The 20,940-nt window shown below is 40.3% G+C and carries 21 protein-coding genes and 1 other annotated feature; all 21 genes read left to right on the top strand.

Annotation, left to right across the window (positions count from 1 at the left end):
• The coding region (icd, locus tag WAM07_RS03985; RefSeq protein WP_422164967.1) for an NADP-dependent isocitrate dehydrogenase at positions 1-1,038 on the top strand (1,038 nt) is incomplete at its 5' end.
• Between the two features lie 27 nt (positions 1,039-1,065).
• Positions 1,066-2,004: a malate dehydrogenase gene (gene mdh / locus WAM07_RS03980; RefSeq protein WP_014643991.1), complete on the top strand. Its 939-nt coding sequence runs from the start codon at positions 1,066-1,068 to the stop codon at positions 2,002-2,004.
• A 77-nt stretch (positions 2,005-2,081) separates the two neighbouring features.
• The gene (locus WAM07_RS03975) at positions 2,082-2,558 is read left to right on the top strand and encodes a MaoC family dehydratase (protein WP_422164964.1); all 477 of its coding nucleotides are present in this window, start codon (positions 2,082-2,084) and stop codon (positions 2,556-2,558) included.
• A gap of 317 nt (positions 2,559-2,875) precedes the next feature.
• Entirely contained in the window at positions 2,876-3,571 is a 696-nt protein-coding gene (locus WAM07_RS03970) for a response regulator transcription factor (RefSeq protein ID WP_014643989.1), read from the top strand.
• Positions 3,572-5,320: a two-component system histidine kinase PnpS gene (gene pnpS, locus WAM07_RS03965; RefSeq protein WP_422164962.1), complete on the top strand. Its 1,749-nt coding sequence runs from the start codon at positions 3,572-3,574 to the stop codon at positions 5,318-5,320.
• Positions 5,321-5,563: 243 nt separating this feature from the next.
• Positions 5,564-8,209, top strand: coding sequence for a DNA polymerase I (gene polA, locus WAM07_RS03960; RefSeq protein WP_422164960.1), 2,646 nt, complete (start codon positions 5,564-5,566; stop codon positions 8,207-8,209).
• Between the two features lie 17 nt (positions 8,210-8,226).
• Positions 8,227-9,063, top strand: coding sequence for a DNA-formamidopyrimidine glycosylase (mutM, locus tag WAM07_RS03955; RefSeq protein ID WP_422164958.1), 837 nt, complete (start codon positions 8,227-8,229; stop codon positions 9,061-9,063).
• Positions 9,064-9,107: 44 nt separating this feature from the next.
• A complete protein-coding gene (locus WAM07_RS03950) occupies positions 9,108-9,707 on the top strand; it encodes a manganese efflux pump (protein WP_422164956.1) in 600 nt (199 codons plus the stop codon).
• 12 nt (positions 9,708-9,719) lie between these two features.
• A complete protein-coding gene (coaE, locus tag WAM07_RS03945) occupies positions 9,720-10,319 on the top strand; it encodes a dephospho-CoA kinase (protein ID WP_422164954.1) in 600 nt (199 codons plus the stop codon).
• A gap of 166 nt (positions 10,320-10,485) precedes the next feature.
• Positions 10,486-11,520: a glyceraldehyde-3-phosphate dehydrogenase gene (locus WAM07_RS03940; RefSeq protein ID WP_422164952.1), complete on the top strand. Its 1,035-nt coding sequence runs from the start codon at positions 10,486-10,488 to the stop codon at positions 11,518-11,520.
• Between the two features lie 280 nt (positions 11,521-11,800).
• Positions 11,801-12,178 carry an adenosylmethionine decarboxylase gene (gene speD / locus WAM07_RS03935; protein ID WP_422164950.1) on the top strand — a complete coding sequence of 126 codons (378 nt, stop codon included), beginning with the start codon at positions 11,801-11,803 and terminating at the stop codon, positions 12,176-12,178.
• Between the two features lie 175 nt (positions 12,179-12,353).
• Entirely contained in the window at positions 12,354-12,728 is a 375-nt protein-coding gene (locus WAM07_RS03930) for a hypothetical protein (RefSeq protein ID WP_014643981.1), read from the top strand.
• Between the two features lie 40 nt (positions 12,729-12,768).
• Positions 12,769-13,233 carry a transcriptional regulator NrdR gene (gene nrdR, locus WAM07_RS03925; protein ID WP_422164948.1) on the top strand — a complete coding sequence of 155 codons (465 nt, stop codon included), beginning with the start codon at positions 12,769-12,771 and terminating at the stop codon, positions 13,231-13,233.
• Positions 13,234-13,282: 49 nt separating this feature from the next.
• A complete protein-coding gene (locus WAM07_RS03920; protein WP_422164946.1) occupies positions 13,283-14,632 on the top strand; it encodes a replication initiation and membrane attachment family protein in 1,350 nt (449 codons plus the stop codon).
• A gap of 21 nt (positions 14,633-14,653) precedes the next feature.
• Positions 14,654-15,586: a primosomal protein DnaI gene (gene dnaI, locus WAM07_RS03915; protein ID WP_422164944.1), complete on the top strand. Its 933-nt coding sequence runs from the start codon at positions 14,654-14,656 to the stop codon at positions 15,584-15,586.
• Between the two features lie 182 nt (positions 15,587-15,768).
• Positions 15,769-16,590: a sporulation protein YtxC gene (gene ytxC / locus WAM07_RS03910; RefSeq protein ID WP_422164943.1), complete on the top strand. Its 822-nt coding sequence runs from the start codon at positions 15,769-15,771 to the stop codon at positions 16,588-16,590.
• Between the two features lie 319 nt (positions 16,591-16,909).
• Positions 16,910-18,856 carry a threonine--tRNA ligase gene (gene thrS, locus WAM07_RS03905; RefSeq protein WP_014643975.1) on the top strand — a complete coding sequence of 649 codons (1,947 nt, stop codon included), beginning with the start codon at positions 16,910-16,912 and terminating at the stop codon, positions 18,854-18,856.
• Between the two features lie 176 nt (positions 18,857-19,032).
• Positions 19,033-19,157 (top strand) — a sequence feature (ribosomal protein L20 leader region).
• 77 nt (positions 19,158-19,234) lie between these two features.
• Positions 19,235-19,738 carry a translation initiation factor IF-3 gene (gene infC, locus WAM07_RS03900; protein ID WP_014643974.1) on the top strand — a complete coding sequence of 168 codons (504 nt, stop codon included), beginning with the start codon at positions 19,235-19,237 and terminating at the stop codon, positions 19,736-19,738.
• A gap of 32 nt (positions 19,739-19,770) precedes the next feature.
• Positions 19,771-19,968 carry a 50S ribosomal protein L35 gene (gene rpmI, locus WAM07_RS03895; RefSeq protein ID WP_014643973.1) on the top strand — a complete coding sequence of 66 codons (198 nt, stop codon included), beginning with the start codon at positions 19,771-19,773 and terminating at the stop codon, positions 19,966-19,968.
• A gap of 30 nt (positions 19,969-19,998) precedes the next feature.
• On the top strand, positions 19,999-20,355 hold the full coding sequence (gene rplT, locus WAM07_RS03890; protein ID WP_014643972.1) for a 50S ribosomal protein L20: 357 nt from the start codon (positions 19,999-20,001) through the stop codon (positions 20,353-20,355).
• A 105-nt stretch (positions 20,356-20,460) separates the two neighbouring features.
• On the top strand, positions 20,461-20,748 hold the full coding sequence (locus WAM07_RS03885; protein ID WP_014643971.1) for a DUF1294 domain-containing protein: 288 nt from the start codon (positions 20,461-20,463) through the stop codon (positions 20,746-20,748).
• The last annotated feature ends 192 nt before the right edge of the window (positions 20,749-20,940 follow it).

Here is a 20,940-nt window from a genome sequence, read left to right as displayed (position 1 = left end):
ACATTGGATACCATTCGCGATTACAAAATTGCAATAAAAGGACCTCTGACGACTCCGATTGGCGGTGGAATCCGTTCACTTAACGTAGCTTTACGTCAGGAACTTGACTTATTTACCTGCCTGCGTCCGGTACGCTATGTAGAAGGTGTTCCGTCACCTGTTAAACGTCCAGAAGACACAGACATGGTCATCTTCCGTGAAAACACTGAAGACATTTATGCAGGAATCGAATGGCAAAAAGGTACACCTGAAGTTAAAAAAGTTATAGACTTCCTTCAAAATGAAATGGGTGTACATAATATCCGTTTCCCTGAAACTTCTGGAATTGGTATAAAGCCTGTATCTGAAGAGGGTACGAAACGTCTAGTTCGTGCATCTATCGATTACGCTTTAAATGAAGGTCGTAAAAACGTAACACTAGTTCACAAGGGAAATATTATGAAATTCACCGAAGGTTCCTTCAAAGCATGGGGTTACGAAGTAGCTGAAGAGGAATACGGAGATAAAGTATTTACTTGGCTGGAATATGACCGAATCGTTGAAAAAGAAGGAAAAGAAGCAGCTAATAAAGCACAGGATGCTGCAGAAGCAGAAGGTAAAATCATCGTAAAAGATGCGATTGCAGACATTTTCCTACAGCAGATTTTAACTCGTCCAAAAGAGTTTGATGTAGTCGCTACCATGAACCTGAATGGGGACTATGTTTCAGATGCGCTTGCAGCTCAGGTTGGCGGAATTGGAATTGCACCTGGTGCAAACATTAACTTTGAAACAGGTCACGCTATCTTTGAAGCTACGCATGGTACAGCACCGAAATATGCAGGTATGGATAAAGTAAATCCATCCTCTGTAATCCTGTCTGGCGTGCTTATGCTTGAGCACCTTGGCTGGAGAGAAGCGGCAGATTTAATTTCTAAATCCATGGATAAAACCATCGGAAGCAAAGTGGTAACGTATGACTTTGCACGAATGATGGATGGTGCTAAAGAAGTTAAGTGCTCTCAGTTCGGTGACGAACTAATTAAAAATATGGACTAATCGCTGATTAAAAAGGAGCTGGGTAATATGGCTATTCGCAGAAATAAAATATCCGTGATCGGTGCCGGCTTTACTGGTGCTACTACTGCACTTATGGCAGCCCAGAAAGAATTGGGAGATGTTGTACTGGTCGATGTCCCTGATATGGAAGACCCTACTAAGGGCAAAGCTTTAGATATGTTAGAAGCGAGTCCTGTACAAGGTTTTGATGCTAAAGTAAAAGGAACTTCTAATTATGAAGATACTAAAGGCTCTGATCTGGTGATTATTACAGCGGGAATTGCCCGAAAGCCTGGCATGAGCCGAGATGATCTTGTTGCGACGAACTCAAAGATTATGAAAAGTGTAACAAAAGAGATCGTGAAGTATTCTCCAGACTGCTACATTATTGTATTAACTAATCCAGTTGATGCGATGACGTACTCTGTATTCCAGGAAGCAGGACTGCCGAAGAACCGTGTTATTGGCCAATCTGGAGTCTTGGATACTTCACGCTTCCGCACCTTTGTAGCGGAGGAACTGAATGTTTCCATAAAAGATGTCACCGGTTTTGTCCTGGGTGGTCATGGAGATGACATGGTCCCATTAACTCGCTATTCTTTTGCAGGCGGCATTCCGCTTGAAAGATTAATTTCTAAAGAACGTCTTGATGCAATAGTGGAACGTACAAGAAAAGGAGGTGGAGAAATTGTAGGTCTGCTTGGAAACGGCAGCGCCTACTACGCTCCAGCTGCTTCACTTGTGCAAATGGCAGAGGCGATTTTAAAAGACCAACGCCGTATATTGCCAGCTATTGCATACCTGGAAGGTGAATATGGATACGATGGCATTTATCTTGGAGTTCCTACCATCCTTGGTGGAAATGGAATCGAAGAAGTCATTGAGCTTGAGTTAACGGAAGATGAAAAGCAGCAGCTCGATCAATCAGCAGACTCTGTTAAAAATGTGTTAAATGTATTAAAATAAGAGTGAAAAGGATTCGGGGTTATCCTCGAATCCTTTTTTACACAACTAACAGAAAACGCTTTCAAAGAGGTGGTTTAATGTTAAGTAAAAAGAGAAAATTAGGAAAGAAGATGAACGACTTACAGGCGGGCGATCTCTTCACAACTTCTGCAACAGTTGAAGATCGTGATCTACTCATGTATTTAGGACTTACAGATGATGCAAACCCTCTGTATATTCAGCACGACTATGCCTCTCAAACTCCATTCAAACGTCCGATTGTGCCCACGGTTATGTTGTTTGGAATGGTTTCTTCTATAATATCCATGCACCTTCCTGGGCCGGGCAGTCATATTGTTTCTCAAGAAATCTCATACCCGAAACCCGTTTACCACTACGCTGAAGTACGCTTTAGAGCTGAGGTTACATCTGTGAATAAGGATAAGCAACTTGTTACGATTCAAGTCACTGGCTATGATGAGGAGGGGGATGAAGTAGTCCAGGGTACATTAGAGGTGAAGCCGCCATATGAACCCAATTCCATGAATGCTCACTCTCTTGAAAACTTTTATTAAAATCCAGACTGAGGCCATTCTAAGGCCTCTTTCTTTTTTGGAATCTTTTAGAGAAAGATCTGATTGTCGATAGTTAGTATAGATAGGCTCCTTAAATGAGAGCATCTGCCACTTATCATGGTGGAAAATACGAATATGGGAGGTGCACCTTTTTAAGTATCATCTTGTTTTGATAAAAAAAGCTTAAGGTGCGTTAAAGTACCTAAATTAAGCAAATGAATGATTTATTAAGTTTAAGTAAAAATTATTAACATCCATATCCAAATTGTAAAGTTCATTGTATTATAAAATTAACTTGTAGGTTGGGGTGATGAGAAGTGGATCAGAAGATCTTGATTGTTGACGATGAAGAATCCATCGTAACGTTACTTAAATATAATATAGAGCAGGCAGGTTTTGAAACAGAAGTTGCTTATACGGGTACAGACGCTTTAGAGAAAGCATCTGTTACTTCTTTTGATTTAATAGTACTGGACGTTATGCTCCCAGGCATGGATGGGATGGAAGTTTGTAAGAAATTGCGTCAAATGCAGGTAGATACACCCATTTTAATGCTTACTGCAAAAGATGATGAATTTGATAAAGTTCTTGGCTTAGAATTAGGGGCTGATGATTATTTAACTAAACCGTTTAGTCCCAGGGAAGTTGTAGCCAGGATTAAAGCTATTTTACGCCGTATGCTTCGTGAACCTGCAGAAGTCGATGAGACTCATATAAAAGTTGCGGGTCTCTCTATTTATCCGGAACAATATGAGGCCACAATTAATGAAGAGCCTTTGACTTTTACTCCTAAAGAATTTGAACTTCTTCTTTATTTAGCTAATAACCTTGGACGCGTTCTTTCGAGAGATCAACTTCTCCGTGCTGTCTGGAATTATGATTTTGCTGGTGATACAAGGATTGTGGATGTTCATGTAAGTCATTTACGGGAAAAAATAGAACCAGAGACCAAAAAACCGGTTTATATTAAAACCATTCGTGGACTTGGATACAAAATGGAGGAACCAAAATAGATGTCATCTAATACGAGACCATTAATTACCTACACAATTTTAGTAGTCATTGTGATGGTGGGTCTTGGTATCCTTTTAGCTCAGCTGACACGAACCTATTTCATCAATATTTTTGAAGACCGAGTAGCTGTGGAGAGTCAGTACTTTTCTACTTATCTTGAGAAATATGCGAAGGATAATGATATTAGTCAGGAAGAACTCTTTAATTTCAGTGAACAGCTGAACACAGGTATGGTGTTCGAATCTGATAATGGTGAAATATTAGTGGATACTGTCGAAGCGATCCCCATCATATCCGAAAATGAAAAACAGAGAGTCTTAAATAGCGTCGACAGCAACGGCTCACAAGATGGGCAATTAATCGGAGATTTGTTTTACTATACCACCAGTATAGAAGTGAACAGTAGGGAGGGAACCTTGACCCTTCTCTCTCCTGTTAAATCGTTAACGAATATCACAAAGAATATTTGGCTGTTAATAGGGGTCACTTTATTCTTAGGTCTCTTAGTTATATTTGTTATTGGATTCAATGTGTTTTCTAAATACATCCGCCCGATTCGTTCAGCTGCCAATGTGGCCACCGAACTTGCAAGGGGGAATTATAAGGCCCGGACTTACGAGGGGCACTTTGGGGAAGCCGGTCAGCTCAGCCGCTCCATTAATATTTTAGCTAGAAACCTTCAGGAGATGACCAGTACTCAAGGGATGCAGGAAAATCAGCTTGAAGCCGTTATTAACAATATGGGAAATGGGCTTGTTCTGATTGATGAGAAAGGATATATTCTCCTCGTAAACCGCGCCTTTTTGGAAACGTTTAAAGGAGAGCCAGCCGAATATATTAGTTACTTATACCATGATGCAATACCGTACACAGCAATTCACGAAACGGTGAAGAAAATCTACATGTTTGAGGAAACCGTTAGTGAAACGTTTGTTTTGCCGGTGAAAATAGATCGTAAACACCTGGAAGTGACCGGAGCTCCTATTTTTAGTGAAGATCGTAAGTGGAAAGGTGTTGTACTGGTATTTCACGACATATCAGAACTTAAACAACTAGAGCAAATGAGAAAAGATTTCGTAGCCAACGTTTCCCATGAGTTGAAAACGCCTATTACTTCTATAAGGGGTTTTTCTGAAACGCTTTTAGATGGAGCAATGAAAGATGAGGCTATGCTCGAGCAGTTCCTTCATATTATTTTAAAAGAAAGCGGAAGGCTTCAATCACTCATTCAAGACCTTCTTGAACTCTCTAAATTAGAAAGAGAAGATTTTAACTTAAATATTGAGCAAGTTACTATTCAACGTCTGTTATCCGACCTTCTTCCTATAGTTCAGCAGCATGCTGACCAAAAAGAAGTTCATTTAACAACTGAGGTAGAAGGAAACACGATTATTGAAGGAGATTCAAGTCGTTTAAAACAAGTCTTTATGAATTTATTGACCAATGCGATTAACTACACCAAAGTAGATGGAAATGTTTCGTTGACCTTTAAGGATTTCGACGATCGAGTGTTAGTATCCGTAGCAGATAATGGTGTAGGGATCCCGCAGGAAGAGGTTTCCCGCATTTTTGAACGGTTTTACCGTGTAGACAAAGCAAGAAGCAGAAATTCAGGAGGGACTGGCCTGGGGCTTGCTATTGTGAAGCACATTGTCGAAGCTCACCACGGAAATGTCCATGTAGATAGTGTGGTAGATGAAGGCACAACCTTTCACGTGGAAATTCCTAAGCAATTTACACAATCTTAATAATGATTTAAATTTACATTCATATTTCTTTGATAAGATTACTATGAAACCCTTTCATCCAAGGTGTTTTCTCTTTTAAGGCAGAAGCTTCCCTCGCTTCTGCCTCTTTTTTGTTACAGAATTTCTATTAACAATTGAACCATTCTATAAATTGTAAGAATAGCGGAGGTCTTTTTTTCTTCTCAGTACTAAACATGGTAGAATGAACAAAAAGGCGTTTTTTATTATTGAAGGAGTGAGTTCATGGCTGAAAAGGTTGTATTAATTGATGGAAACAGCATAGCCTATCGTGCATTTTTTGCACTGCCTTTATTAAATAATGATAAAGGTGTATATACGAACGCGGTATATGGCTTTACTACGATGTTATTGAAAATATTAGAGGAAGATCAGCCGGACCATTTATTAGTGGCGTTCGATGCTGGAAAAACAACTTTCAGACACGAAACTTATAGTGAATATAAAGGCGGACGGCAGAAGACTCCTCCGGAATTATCAGAACAGTTTCCAGTTCTAAAGGAACTCCTGGATGCCTTCGGTGCTAAGTATTATCAGCTTAACCAATATGAAGCTGATGATATTATTGGTACAATCGCTGATCAGGCGGGGCAGGATGGATATGAAGTAAAAGTAATTTCCGGAGATAAAGACTTACTTCAATTGGTGACGGATCGGGTAAGTGTGAGCCTGACGAAGAAAGGCATTACAAATGTGGATACATACGACCCTTCGTTCATGGAAGAAAAAATGGGAGTACGTCCTGACCAGATTATTGATTTGAAAGCCCTTATGGGAGATAGTTCTGATAATATTCCAGGTGTTCCCGGCGTAGGAGAGAAAACAGCCGTAAAACTGCTCAAGCAATTCGATACCATTGACCATCTTTATGATAATCTGGACCAGGTCAGCGGTAAAAAATTAAAAGAGAAGCTGGAAAACCATAAAGAAGATGCGTACATGAGCCGCAAGCTTGTAACGATTGAGAGACAGGCTCCTATAGAAATAGAATTAAAGGATTTAGGTTACCAAGGTTATCAATCCACTCAGGTCAGCCACCTATTCAAAGACCTGGGTTTTCAGTCATTATTGTCTAGAGTTCAAGAAGGCGGTATAGATGACGAAGGTGAAGCTGCTGAACCTTTTCCAGATATTAATGTGGAAGTTGTAGAAGATTTTGAAGACGACATGTTTACCGGTAAGGAAGCCTTAGTTGTTGAGATGCTTTACGATAACTACCATCAGGCTGCTGTTGAAGGAATTGCAATTGTTAATGAATCAAATAAGTATGTGATTTCAATGAATAATGCAAAAAATTCAAAAGGATTTAAGAAATGGGCCGAAGATGGTGAAAAAGAAAAATGGGTGTTTGATGCTAAACGTACAGTGGTAGCTCTTATGCGTCATGATGTAAATATTAAAGGCATTGAATTTGATCTCTTATTGGCTTCTTATTTAATTAATCCAGCGGAAAACCACCATGACATTCCAGCCATCAGTCATCGGATGGGGGAAAGTAAAGTTAAATATGATGAAGAGGTTTATGGAAAAGGTGCTAAAATGAAGCGTCCTGAAAATGATGACGACTTCCACGAACATATTAGCAGGAAAGCTGACATGGTGTATAAACTTAAAGACACAGTAGAAAATGAACTGAAAAATAAAGAACAGTACAATTTGTATATGGACTTAGAGATGCCTCTTGCTTTAATTCTGGGGAGAATGGAGCATAGAGGAGTTTTTGTAGACCAAAAACGTCTAGAGGAAATGGGCGCTGAATTGGAAAGCAGACTGACAACTATAGAGAAAGATATTTTTGAGCTTGCCGGAGAATCTTTTAATTTGAACTCTCCGAAACAACTTGGTCCCATCTTGTTCGAAAAGCTGAACTTGCCAGTTATTAAGAAAACGAAGACCGGGTATTCGACCTCCGCTGATGTACTTGAACAATTAGAAGATCAGCATGAAATTATTTCCAAGATATTAATGTATCGTCAATTGGGTAAACTGAAGTCCACTTACATTGAGGGACTGCTTAAGGTGATTAACGAGGATACTCATAAGATTCATACGCGTTTTAATCAAGCCTTAACTCAAACCGGACGTCTAAGTTCAACTGAACCAAATCTTCAAAATATCCCGATTCGGTTAGAGGAAGGACGCAAAATTCGTCAGGCCTTTATTCCTTCAAAAGAAAATTGGGTTATTTTTGCTAGTGACTATTCCCAAATTGAACTTCGTGTACTCGCGCATATTGCACAAGATGAGAAACTCATTGAGGCTTTCCGCGAAGGGCAGGACATTCATACACAAACAGCGAGTGAAGTGTTTGGTGTGACCAAGGAAGACGTTACTAGTGAAATGAGGAGACAGGCTAAAGCTGTAAACTTTGGAATTGTTTATGGAATCAGTGATTACGGCTTATCCCAAAGTCTTGATATTCCGCGTAAAGAAGCTCAAGCATTTATTGATAAGTACCTGGAGAGTTATCCAGGGGTTAAAACCTATATGGAAGAGACGGTTCAGGAAGCAAGACAGGTCGGTTACGTCACCACCTTTATGAATAGAAGAAGATATCTTCCTGAGCTGACCAGCCGTAATTTTAACCGCCGTAATGCAGCAGAGCGTACGGCTATGAACACTCCCATTCAGGGAAGTGCTGCTGACGTGATCAAAAAAGCGATGATTGATCTTGAACAACGTCTAGCTGAAGAAAAGCTGGAGGCTAAGATGCTGCTGCAAGTCCATGATGAATTGATTTTAGAAGCACCGAAAGAAGAAGTGGAACAGTTGAAAGAAGTCGTTGCATCAGTAATGGAACAAACTGTAAAACTAGACGTTCCATTGAAAGTGGATTATTCTTATGGATCTACCTGGTATGATGCAAAGTAAGTGAGGAGAATGACACCATGCCTGAACTTCCAGAAGTCGAAACAGTTAGACAAACATTAAAAACCTTAATTTTAAATAAAACCATAGATGATGTTTCAGTGTATTGGGGAAATATTATTAAGAATCCAAAAGATCCGGATGAGTTCAAGCGCCTGCTTAAGAATCAATCCTTTCTGGATATTGAACGTAAAGGGAAATTTATGATCTTTCACATGGAAGATTTGGTGCTTGTATCACATCTTCGGATGGAGGGGAAATTCGGGCTTTATGATGCAGAAGTTGAAAAGCCGAAGCACACCCACATCGTATTTCATTTTACAGACGGCACAGAATTAAGATATGACGATGTACGTAAGTTTGGCACGATGCACGTGTTTCCAAAAGGGGAAGAAAAGGACCTGAAACCTCTTAATCAACTAGGACCTGATCCTTTTGATAAAGCCTTTACCCTTGATTATTTTTTTCATAAATTACAAAAAACTTCCCGAAATATTAAAGCGGTTCTTTTAGATCAGTCTATTGTAGCTGGACTTGGAAACATTTATGTGGACGAAGCTTTATACAGAGCGCGTATCCACCCGGAACGATTGGCAAACCAGCTTTCAAAAGAGGAAGCGGATCGAATTAGAAAGTCAAGTGTGCAGATCATAGAAGAAGCTATTAGTCTGGGCGGAAGTACAATAAGATCCTATCTAAATAGTCAGGGTAAAATTGGAAGCTTTCAGCAGAATTTGAAGGTTTATGGCAAACAGGATACAATTTGCAAAGAGTGCGGGGATCTAATCATAAAAACAAAGGTTAGTGGAAGAGGTACTCATATTTGTCCGACTTGCCAATCGTATCAAAATTTTTAGACTCCCATATACTATTTACACCTTAGCGAACAGGGGTGGAATAAATGGGGGTTACGACTTTTACTTTTTTATTTGTTATTGCACTTAGTTTAGACAGTTTCGGAATAGGGTGCGTTCTGGGGATGAAAAAGATCAGCCTTTCACTGAGAGGAATTTTCACGATCGCCTTTTTATCAGGTGCAGGATTCATGATCTCTTCTTATATGGGATCGCTCATATTGCCGATTGTTCATCCTGATTATGCCGAGAAACTCGGGGCACTAGCGTTAATTGGAATTGGATTGTATTTTTTATATCAATACTTTCGTAAACCTGATCATAATCAGAGAAAAGAGCCATGGTCCCAGCCTGCCCGTGTACTTAATGATCCTGTAGCAGCTGATGTTGATCAGTCCGGTGGTATTAAGGGGAAAGAAGTCTGGCTGTTGGGAGCCGCCCTTTCACTTGATACGCTCGGTGCTGGCATCAGCGGAGCTTTTATGGGGGTTGAACCTTTTGTAACGGCTTTATGGATCTCAATCATTACTTTTTTTATGCTCTACACTGGGATTTTAAGCGGAGCCAAATTAAGCGCAAAAGCAGAAAGTGTCTCGATTGTACCTGCTGTATTGTTAATTACAATAGGGATCATCAAATTAACGTAAGGAGGTTTCAGTTTGACCGTTGTTATAGGATTGACCGGAAGTATTGCCAGCGGTAAAAGTACGGTTTCTCAAATGTTTTCGAAGTTTAACATTCCAGTTGTGGATGCGGATCACCTTTCTAGAAAAGTTGTGGAACCAGGAGAGCCTGCCTACAATAAAATTGTGGAAACTTTTGGTTTTCAAATTCTTCAGGATGACCGTACGATTGACCGAAAGCGGCTCGGGAAAATTATTTTTTCGGATGAAGAGAAGAGGCAACAATTAAACTCCATTGTTCATCCGCAAGTAAGACAGGAAATGCTGGAAGAAAGAGATGCATACAAGGCTGAAGACTATCCGGCCGTAGTGCTTGATATCCCCTTGCTATTTGAGAGTAAGCTTACCAGTTATGTAGACCGGACAATGGTGGTCTATGTAGATGAAGAAATACAGCTGAAGCGGCTTATGGAAAGGGATCGATCTGAGCGTGAAGAAGCCGAAGAGAGAATCCAAGCACAATTATCGATCGCAGAAAAAGCAAAAATGGCGGATGCTGTAATCGATAATAATGGATCTGTAGAGGAAAGTTTTCAACAATTAAAAGACATACTTCATAAGTGGAACATCGTATAGTAACACGTCAGAACTTTTTTAGTTTTGGCGTGTTTCTTATTTTTATATTTTGTGTGTAGCCTACTTTAAAAAAAATCTTGGTTTAACTGAAAAAGCGCTTACAATATGTTATACTATTTCTGAAAAATCGATTTTAAAGTATATCATATATATAGGGGGCTGGAGCATGGGGAAAACAAAGATCGCTATAAATGGCTTAGGTAGAATTGGTAGAATGGTTTTTAGAAAAGCTGCAGCAGATGATTCAATTGAACTGGTAGCAGTGAATGCCAGTTATCCTCCTGAAACTATAGCTCATATGTTGAAATATGATAGTGTACACGGACGTTTCGATGGAGAAATTAGAGCGATAGCAGATGGTTTGGAAGTGAATGGGAAAAAAATAGTGATGTGTTCCACTCGAAATCCTCTGGAATTGCCCTGGGAGCGTCTCGGAGTAGACATTGTTATTGAGGCTACAGGTAAGTTCAGAACTAAAGATGAAGCCTCTTTGCATATTGAAGCAGGTGCAAAAAAAGTAATCATCACAGCTCCTGGTAAGCAAGTGGATGCAACGATCGTTATGGGAGTTAACGAAGAAACCTATCTCCCGAAACAGCACCATGTGATTTCCAATGCTTCATGCACGACCAACTGTCTCGCTCCAGTAGTTAAAGTTCTGGAAGATGAATTTGGAATAGAAAATGGTCTGATGACCACGGTCCATTCTTTTACAAATGATCAAAAAAACTTAGATAACCCCCATAAAGATTTACGAAGAGCTCGTGGATGTACTCAATCCATTATACCAACTTCGACAGGAGCTGCCAGAGCGCTTGGGGAAGTCATTCCCAGTTTGAAAGGGAAATTAAACGGTATGGCTTTAAGAGTTCCTACACCAAACGTTTCATTAGTTGATTTAGTCGTGGATTTAAAAAGAGATGTAACACCTGAAGAAGTGAATCAATCATTTTCCCAAAAAGCTTCAAGAGAGATGAAAGGTATAATAGAGTATAACGAAGAACCGTTGGTATCTATCGATTATACAACTTCACCTTCTTCTGCAATTATTGATGCTCTTTCTACTCAGGTAATTGAGAACCGCAAAGTAAAAATATTAGCCTGGTACGATAATGAGTGGGGATATTCCTGCCGTGTCGTTGATCTGGCGAAATATGTAGGAAATGTAATGAAGCAAGAAAAAGAAGCTCGTGTTTCTTAGTAGCCAATCAACCCATAAGTATCTTATAATAGGACCATCGTGTAAGGTATTATTTTACAGGAACTCTCATTATTAAAAATTATATAGAGAGAGCCATGTAAAAATAAATCTTGCAAAATGGGGGTATAACGTATATACTTCTTTTTGACCTTCTGAATTTCAATCCATTTCATCTCTACTCAAAGGGTTAGGACCTCTCAGGACTAACTTTCCCCCGTGGTAGTGCATGACTGTTTTTTAGAAGGGGAAGAAGTTAATGTACAAAAGGGGGATCCTAATTATGGATACAATGGGAAGACACGTAATTGCTGAACTATGGGATTGTAATGAAGGAAAATTGAATGATATGTCGTATATAGAACAAGTTTTTGTCGACGCCGCTTTAAAAGCAGGGGCAGAAGTAAGGGAAGTTGCTTTTCATAAATTCGCTCCTCACGGTGTTAGCGGAGTAGTCATTATTTCTGAATCTCATTTGACGATTCACAGCTTTCCCGAGCATGGGTATGCAAGTATTGATGTTTACACATGCGGAGATCGTATAGACCCTAATGTTGCAGCTCATTTTATTGTGGAAGCTTTAGAGGCAGGTCGCAATGAAACAGTGGAAGTTCCAAGAGGAATGGGCCCTGTAGAAATTGAACAGTCACGAGCTTTATAATTGTACAGGTAAAAGCCACACAGAATATTCTGTGTGGCTTTTTTGAATCGGTTAGTGTCTTTCAAATTCGCATCTTACACACCTGCTTCCTCCATTTGAGTTTCCATTTCTTATTTTGTTGAATCGTGTTAAAATGTAGGAAGCCAATGTCGAATGGAATGAAGGGGTTAGGTAAGTGAAAGCATTTATATCCAGATATTTTAGTAATCATTCTGAAACCAGTGAGCAGCATAAAGATGAGAAACTTGTTACCCATTACTACAATGCTAAGCATGAAGAACTTATTCGTGGAGTGGAGTCCCTGTTTCCCTCCCCTTCAGAAATTGTTGCCGTGTCTAAAGAGCGTGGGGAAATCACAGTAAAGTATAAAGGGAAGAGGCGTGCATTTGTAGTGGCGACGATTATTATGGTGCGTCCTTTTCGGATAGCTGTAGATTTTTCTGTAACAACGGATTCAGGAGGACCTGTAGATTTGGGATTTAGCCGTAATCTAATTGTTAATCTCTATGACGAATTGGATGGACAATTTACAAGAGTGGATCCATCGTAAGGATGCCAATGAAATGAAGACTATGTGGAGTTGATCGAATTTGAAATGTCCGAATTGCCACTATAAGAGTACCAAAGTCCTTGATTCTAGACCAATTGAAGAAGGACAGTCGATTCGAAGAAGAAGAGAATGCGAACAATGCGATTTCCGCTTTACTACCTTTGAACGTATTGAAGAGGTTCCGTTGATTGTGGTAAAGAAAGAAGGCACAAGGGAAGAATTCAGCCGTGAAAAGTTAATGCGCGGATTAATCAGGGCTTGCGAAAAACGCCCGGTGGCCGTTGAAGAATTAGAAAATGTGACCCTGGATATTGAGAAAGAATTAAGAAATCGCGGGGTTTCTGAAGTAATGAGTAAAGATATAGGTGAAATGGTTATGGAACGTTTAGCCCATATAGATGAAGTTGCTTACGTTCGATTTGCCTCAGTTTACAGACAGTTTAAAGATATCAATGTATTTATAGATGAACTGAAAGATTTAATTAAACACGAGGATGGAGAATGAGCCTGACGTGGCTCATTTTCTATTTTAATGAAAGATCGGAGGTGTTGTTGTGAATCATTCTGTAGGAAAGCTTCTTCCAGTGGATGGATTTCGATTATCTAAGTGCGGAGAACTTCCTGTAAGTGCTTATCGATCACTAACTCATCTTTACCAGCCGATTATCGGTCAATTAGCTGTTTCTTTATATCAAGTATTAGTGTCCGAGTATGACATTTCTTCTTCTGGAGAAATTCAAACCCATCACACCTTGATGTCGTATTTATCAGTTCCTTTGGATAAAATTTACGAAGCCAGAAAAAAGCTTGAGGCTATCGGCCTGCTGCAAACATATCGTTTTTCAACGAGTGAGAAGCAGACGGAATACTTATACAGACTTCACCCGCCTTTTGCACCTGAGGGCTTTTTTCTTGATAATATGCTGGCTATGCTGTTATGTCATGAGCTGGGATCAGAGAAATATGAGCAGCTCAAGAGGCGCCTTGTTAAGCAAGAGTATGCGGTTGAGGGTCTTGAGGAAGTGACCGCAACATTCGGAGAAGTTTTTCATTCCCAAACGATTGAAGCGGCCAGATCTGAAGCTAATGATAAGCAAACAGAAAATTATTCTCGAAAGAGCGGAGGTCCTTTTCTGAAAGAGGACTTTGTGGATTTTGAATGGCTTCAAGATGCCTTAAAGAAACGAATGTATCCCAGCGACAAAATACTAACTGGAGCTAATAAGCGTTTGATCACCCAGCTGGCTTCTCTCTACAACTTAAGCTTATTGGATATCGAAAAAGCTGTTACCTGGGCAATTGACGAAAATCATCGCTTAGTAGCCGATGAGTTAAAAGCTGCTTGTCACGATTTTATGAAAGAAAAGCCTTCAAGTCGAAATTTCAGTCATATTGACCAAAGAGAAAAAGCCGTAGCTGGCTCGAGCAAATCAAAGAGTAAAGGGGATCAGTTTATTGATATGCTGGAGCAGATTTCCCCGCGTGAATTGCTTGAGGATCTCTCAGGCGGTAATAAAGCCTCCGACCAGGATTTAAAGTTGATTCGTGATGTTATGACAGAACAAGGACTTTCGCCTGGAGTCATGAATGTGCTTGTTCATTACGTAATGTTAAAGACCGATATGAAGTTATCCAAAGCCTATATGGAGAAAATTGCCGGGCACTGGACGAGAAAGAATGTGACTACTGTAAGACAAGCCATGAATTTAGCGAAAGCTGAACATCAGAAATATCAGCAGTGGGGCAATCAAAATCATTATAAACGGAAAAGTAAACAGGATGAAGTTATTCCAGCCTGGTTCAACCAGAAGGAAAAGAATAATGAGCAGACCCATCAGGATTCGGCTGTAAATACGGATGAGATCGCAGAGAGAATTAAAAGACTGACGAATAAAGGAAACTGATAATGAGGTGTGTGATGAGCCATGGAACCGATTCAAAGATCATTAAAGAAATGGATGCGCGATCATAAACAGTTCCAGGAACGAATGAATCGTATGAAAGAAGAGGTTGTCCAGTCTGAGGAAGTGTCACAATTAATCAGAAATCATCCTTCTCTGACAGAAGATGCAGTAGAAAAACAATTAATTAAATTATACGAATATCAATCTCAATCTAAAGACTGTGAGAAGTGTCCTTCACGGGAGGAGTGTATTAATATACTTCCGGGTTATGTGCCCCGCGCTGAAGTGGAAGGCAGCGAAGTTAAATTAGCTTATGATAAATGCCGCCGTCAGAGGAAAGTAGAAGAACAGCAAAAGCAGAAGACCCTGGTGAAAAGTTTACACATGCCAAGGGAAATTTTAGAAGCAAGTTTATCCAGACTTGATCTAAAGGATCCGGACCGTGGCAGTGCGGTGGAAAAGACAGTCCGCTATATTGAAAATTTAAACGAAGAGCTGCCGAGCAAGGGACTATACTTTCATGGACCTTTTGGAGTCGGTAAGACGTACTTTCTTGGAGCTATTGCCAATGAATTGAGTGATAAGAATATTCCGTCAATGATTATTTATATGCCTGAATTTGTACGAGAGATTAAAGCATCAATTAAAGATGATTCTATGAATGAGAAGATTGAAGCATTCAAAGAAACGCCTGTACTCATGCTTGATGATATCGGTGCAGAGTCTCAGTCTGCATGGTTTAGAGATGAAGTACTAGGCTCTATATTACACTATCGCATGATGGAGCGTCTGCCGGTGTTCTTTACTTCTAATTATAGTCTGGCAGAACTGGAGAAGGTACTCATGCTGAGCAATCGCGGTGATGTAGAACAGGTGAAAGCGAAAAGAATTACAGAAAGAATAAAGCAGCTTAGCCAGGCGGTTAATGTAGACGGTCGCAACCGCAGAGAATAACCCCCTCTAATTTTTAAGGATCTGTATCATGATTTATGACACTGACACATAAATATAAGATGGAAAAGGACAAACTCATACTTGGAGTCACGCCTTTTATGATTAGTCCACTTCATTCTTTTAAAAGCCGTGAAGCCACATGATATAGTTTGGAAGGAAGCCGGGAATTAGGGGGAATACTATTGTTTTGTGTACATTTTTCTAAACGGGCTGAGGCCGTTAGTTTTTTAAGAGCCTTCGATCATACACAGAGGCATTGGTATCTTAAAGAGTATAATAACCATTTTGCGGTATTGGGAGAAACAGGTTCCTCACTCGATTGGATGTCTTATCAAGAAGCGGTTGAGGGACTTTTAATGGTAATAAGAGAAAGGAAATGGCTGGGTTGGATAGAAGGTGTTTTAAAACATCGCTATTATTATGTCGATCAGGAGGAAGTGCAGCGGATCTTGGAGATTGCGCATGAATTCGAGGATAAACCTCCAAAGAGCCTGAACCTGCCCGATGTTAACTTGAATTTAAGAGCTGCTATTCAGAAGTATCTAAGTGGAGATAGGAATGTGGATTTTGATGGATTGAGTGTTTATTGTTTAGAGGATCTTCATAGCACGGTAATCGAATACACGGGACTATTGATTGATGAATATAAACAAGAAGAATCCTTTCAGCTGCTTTTGGATTCTTGGAGGTGCCGTGTACACCACAAGGATACGGGTATCCAACTGTTACATCTGCTGGAAAATGGTTCACTTCACTATTATCATGATGAGGGCAATCCATTGAGTGAATCCGAGACTTTGCTTTATAGAAGGCAGTATCCTGATGATTCCATTAAAGATCTGCCGCTTCGGTGGAATATCACGCCGGCCCTTGTACACGCTCCTGATGAGCTTATTATTTATTCAGATAAAACAAATGATTCAGAGCTGGAATTATTAATGAGTATCTTTGAAGAGAAGGCCAGCTGGAAACCTCTATCAGAATTTCCTTTTGAAATCTCTTGATTTCCATTGGAATAATGGATATAATACCTACATATTTAAATAACCAGCTATGATAAGGACAACAATACGAAATGACGCTTGATTAGAGAAGGGAGCCACCGGCTGAAAGCTCCTGCCTGACGACTTCGTTATTTACCACCTTTGAGCTTTGCTTACGAACCTTTTTAGTAGTGGGCAGCGCCTAATCCTCGTTAAGGATGAATGAAGCCGCATGGAATGCGGGAATTTTGGGTGGAACCACGAGTGATAACGCTCGTCCCTTAGCTGAGGAAGCTACGGGACGGGCGTTTTTTTAGTACAGTAAAAGGGAGTGTTTATGATGGCCAATGCAATTAATATTAAATTTCCAGATGGAAACGTGAAAGAATATGAGCGCGGCACCACGGGTGAAGAAATTGCCCATTCCATCTCACCAGGGTTAAAGAAACAAGCGCTGGCAGTGAAATTGGATGGGGAACCTTTTGATTTAAGACGTCCAATTGAAGAAGATGGGACGATTGAAATACTTACGTATAAAAACCCGGAAGGTTTAGAAGTGTTGAGACACTCTTCAGCTCACCTGATGGCTCAAGCTGTGAAGCGCCTTTACGGTAATGTCAAACTTGGTGTAGGTCCCGTGATCGAAAATGGGTTTTATTATGATATCGACATGGAGGAATCCATCACTCCAGAAGACCTGCCGAAAATCGAAAAAGAAATGCAGAAGATTGTAGATGAAAACCTCGAAGTAGAGCGAATTGAGCTTTCCCGCGAGGAAGCTAAAGAGAAGTTCCGCCAAATTGGTGATGATCTGAAACTAGAATTAATAGATGATATTCCAGAGGGAGAACAGGTTACTATTTATAAGCAAGGAGAGTTTTTCGATCTTTGCCGGGGAGTTCATGTTCCTCAAACTAGTAAAATTAAAATTTTCAAATTGCTGAGTATTTCAGGAGCATACTGGCGCGGAGATAGTGATAATAAAATGCTTCAGCGTATCTATGGTACAGCTTTTGAGAAGAAAGACCAGCTGGAAGAATACTTGCATCTATTAGAAGAAGCTAAAGAGCGCGATCACCGTAAGCTGGGGAAAGAACTTGAAATATTTACCGTTAATCAAAAAGTGGGACAGGGACTTCCTATGTGGCTGCCAAAAGGAGCGACAATCAGACGTACCATTGAAAGATACATTGTGGATACAGAAGAACGTCTAGGTTACGATCATGTATACACACCTGTTCTTGGAAGTGTTGATTTATATAAGACAAGTGGTCATTGGGATCACTATCAGGATGATATGTTCCCGGTGATGGAAATGGATAATGAGGACCTTGTCCTTCGTCCCATGAACTGCCCGCACCATATGATGGTTTATAAAAACCAATTATACAGTTATCGTAACTTGCCGGTAAGGATTGCAGAGCTCGGAACTATGCACCGCCATGAAATGTCAGGAGCTCTAGCTGGTTTACAGCGCGTTAGGGCCATGACTTTGAATGATGCTCATATATTTGCCCGACCTGATCAATTGAAAGATGAGTTTAAGCGCGTTGTTCGACTCGTACAAGAGGTTTACCATGACTTTGGAATTAATGATTATTATTTCCGACTTTCTTATCGCGATCCTGAGGACAAAGAAAAGTATGTGGATAATGATGAAATGTGGCATAAAGCCCAGGACATGCTGAAAGAAACAATGGAGGATATGCAGCTTGAATACGTGGAAGCTGAAGGCGAGGCCGCTTTTTACGGTCCTAAGCTCGATGTTCAAGTGAAAACAGCACTTGGGAAAGATGAAACGTTATCGACGATCCAACTCGACTTCCATTTACCTGAACGCTTCGATCTAACGTACGTTGGAGAAGATGGAAATGACCACCGCCCTGTCGTTATTCACCGCGGCGTCGTATCAACTATGGAGCGTTTTGTCGCTTTTCTAATAGAAGAATATAAAGGGGTCTTCCCTACATGGCTGGCGCCCGTACAGGCGAAAATTATTCCTGTTTCAGCTGATGCCCATCTTGACTATGCTAAAGAGTTAGAAGATGAATTAAGACAGGCCGGTATTCGTGTTGAAGTAGATGAACGAAATGAAAAAATCGGCTATAAAATAAGGGAAGCACAAATTCAGAAAGTACCGTTCCAATTGGTTGTCGGAGATCGGGAAATTGAAGATAAAGCTGTTAATGTACGCAGATATGGAGAACAGGATTCAGCTACAAAATCAGTGAACAAATTTAAAGAAGAAATTAGAAATGAGATTGACCAGAAGCTGTTAAGGAAATAAGTGATAAACACGGGGGTGCGTCCCCGTGTTTATCACTCATAAGTTTACAATTCAGACCTTGATTTTTAATCCAGTATCCTTTAAGCTATTAAAGGTGTAAGTAAAGGAACAAGAGACTTATTGACATTACTCAATAGGCATGCTATTATAGTTTAGGTAACTTAATGAACGGATCTAGAGACAAGTAGAAGCACCCGCTTCTCACCTGATTGACGCTTCAAGCAGTTGGCAGGTTATTATTTCCTTTGTTTTCTTAGGAGACGTGTGGGTGCAGTATGTGTACCGACACTTTTTTTATGCTGAAAATTCTTGTCGATGACAGATCTAATAGAAGTTTTCTAAATATGTTGGAGGTGGCTCAATATTAGCAAGGATAACATGAATGTTAATGAGAAAATTCGTGCCCGTGAAGTTCGTCTAATCGATGTAAATGGTGAGCAGCTTGGAGTTAAATCCCGTAATGAAGCATTAGATATTGCGGCTAACGCAAATCTTGATCTAGTTATGGTGGCTCCTAACGCTAAGCCTCCGGTTTGCCGAGTGATGGACTACGGAAAGTACCGCTTTGAGCAGCAGAAGAAAGAAAAAGAAGCTCGCAAAAAGCAAACCATTATTAAGGTTAAAGAAATTCGCCTAAGTCCGAATATCGAAGAGCATGACTTCAATACGAAGCTTCGTAATGCTCGTAAATTCTTGAGTAAAGGCGATAAAGTGAAAGCATCTGTCCGTTTCCGCGGTCGTGCGATCACACACAAAGAACTTGGTCAGAATGTACTAGAGCGCGTAGCTGAAGAGTGCAAAGATATTGCCCAAGTTGAGACCAAGCCTAAAATGGAAGGTCGAAGTATGTTTCTAATGCTTTCTCCTCTAAACGAGAAGTAAGAAACTGTAAAAAGTAAAAGGAGGAAATTCACATGCCAAAAATGAAAACCCATAAAGGTTCTCAAAAACGTTTCAAAAAAACAGGTACAGGTAAAGTGAAACGTTCTCACGCATTCACTAGCCACTTGTTCGCAAATAAATCTACAAAACAGAAGCGTAAACTTCGTAAAGATACACTAGTTTCTGCTGGAGACTACCGTCGTATCAAGCACATGCTTCCAAAAGACTAATAACAGAACGAATAAATAGGAGGGATTCCCATGCCACGAGTAAAAGGTGGAACAGTGACACGTCAGCGTCGTAATCGTGTCCTTAAACTAGCAAAAGGGTATTATGGTTCAAAACATGCTTTATTCAAACAAGCAAAACAACAAGTAATGAAATCAGGTCAGTATGCGTACCGTGACCGTCGTCAGAAAAAACGTGATTTCCGCAGACTTTGGATCGCACGTATTAACGCGGCAGCACGTACAAATGACATTTCTTACAGCCGTCTTATGCACGGGTTAAAGCTTGCTGGTGTTGAAGTAAACCGTAAGATGCTTGCTGATCTTGCTATTAGTGATGAGCAAGGATTCGCGAATCTTGCGGAGCAGGCTAAGTCTGCACTTAAATAAAGACTTTTAAGCGTAAATACGCTGGAGTCGAACAAACAATTTTGTTATAAAAAAGCCATTTCCGAACGCCTGGAAATGGCTTTTTTATATGAGGCAGGGAAAACAATGAAAATAGCATTTGGATTTATAGTTATAAGCGTAATCGTCATGTCCCTGATCTGCTTCTATCTTATGGGAAGGGACAAAAGAAAGGCAGTAAAAAATCAGTGGAGAGTTTCTGAAAAAACCATATGGCTTGCAGCTATTCTGGGAGGCGCGTTAGGAGGGTGGGCAGGTATGCATGTTTTCCACCATAAAACCAAACATCGTCTTTTTGCCCTAGGACTGCCTGTACTTGCTGTACTTCAAGCAGGCTTGATTGGATACGTATTTGTTCAGTTCTACCTTTCCTGATGTTCTCATAAGATGTAGCTAGGGAGGGGGATTGAATGGGCGACACATCTTCTGCAATCCTTACATGGATCGAACATCAAGAAGCCTGGGCACCGCTCTTATTCATAGGTATTCATTTATTAAGGCCTTTTCTGTTTTTACCGGTGATGCTTGTGTGCATCACGGGAGGGGTATGGTTTGGTCCCATTGCGG

It is taken from the genome of Halobacillus sp. (assembly GCF_049282395.1).
In the GTDB taxonomy this organism is placed as follows: domain Bacteria; phylum Bacillota; class Bacilli; order Bacillales; family Halobacillaceae; genus Halobacillus.
This window is presented reverse-complemented; position numbering and strand designations above follow the sequence as displayed.

What these genes read in the sequence shown, in the direction of transcription:
- thrS (WP_014643975.1), top strand. Translation starts at nt 16,910, where the DNA reads ATGGCCAATGCAATTAATATTAAATTTCCAGATGGAAACGTGAAAGAA.
- WAM07_RS03940 (WP_422164952.1), top strand. Translation starts at nt 10,486, where the DNA reads ATGGGGAAAACAAAGATCGCTATAAATGGCTTAGGTAGAATTGGTAGA.
- WAM07_RS03885 (WP_014643971.1), top strand. Translation starts at nt 20,461, where the DNA reads ATGAAAATAGCATTTGGATTTATAGTTATAAGCGTAATCGTCATGTCC.
- pnpS (WP_422164962.1), top strand. Translation starts at nt 3,572, where the DNA reads ATGTCATCTAATACGAGACCATTAATTACCTACACAATTTTAGTAGTC.
- speD (WP_422164950.1), top strand. Translation starts at nt 11,801, where the DNA reads ATGGATACAATGGGAAGACACGTAATTGCTGAACTATGGGATTGTAAT.
- rpmI (WP_014643973.1), top strand. Translation starts at nt 19,771, where the DNA reads ATGCCAAAAATGAAAACCCATAAAGGTTCTCAAAAACGTTTCAAAAAA.
- WAM07_RS03950 (WP_422164956.1), top strand. Translation starts at nt 9,108, where the DNA reads ATGGGGGTTACGACTTTTACTTTTTTATTTGTTATTGCACTTAGTTTA.
- WAM07_RS03975 (WP_422164964.1), top strand. Translation starts at nt 2,082, where the DNA reads ATGTTAAGTAAAAAGAGAAAATTAGGAAAGAAGATGAACGACTTACAG.
- polA (WP_422164960.1), top strand. Translation starts at nt 5,564, where the DNA reads ATGGCTGAAAAGGTTGTATTAATTGATGGAAACAGCATAGCCTATCGT.
- mdh (WP_014643991.1), top strand. Translation starts at nt 1,066, where the DNA reads ATGGCTATTCGCAGAAATAAAATATCCGTGATCGGTGCCGGCTTTACT.
- mutM (WP_422164958.1), top strand. Translation starts at nt 8,227, where the DNA reads ATGCCTGAACTTCCAGAAGTCGAAACAGTTAGACAAACATTAAAAACC.
- infC (WP_014643974.1), top strand. Translation starts at nt 19,235, where the DNA reads ATGAATGTTAATGAGAAAATTCGTGCCCGTGAAGTTCGTCTAATCGAT.
- rplT (WP_014643972.1), top strand. Translation starts at nt 19,999, where the DNA reads ATGCCACGAGTAAAAGGTGGAACAGTGACACGTCAGCGTCGTAATCGT.
- dnaI (WP_422164944.1), top strand. Translation starts at nt 14,654, where the DNA reads ATGGAACCGATTCAAAGATCATTAAAGAAATGGATGCGCGATCATAAA.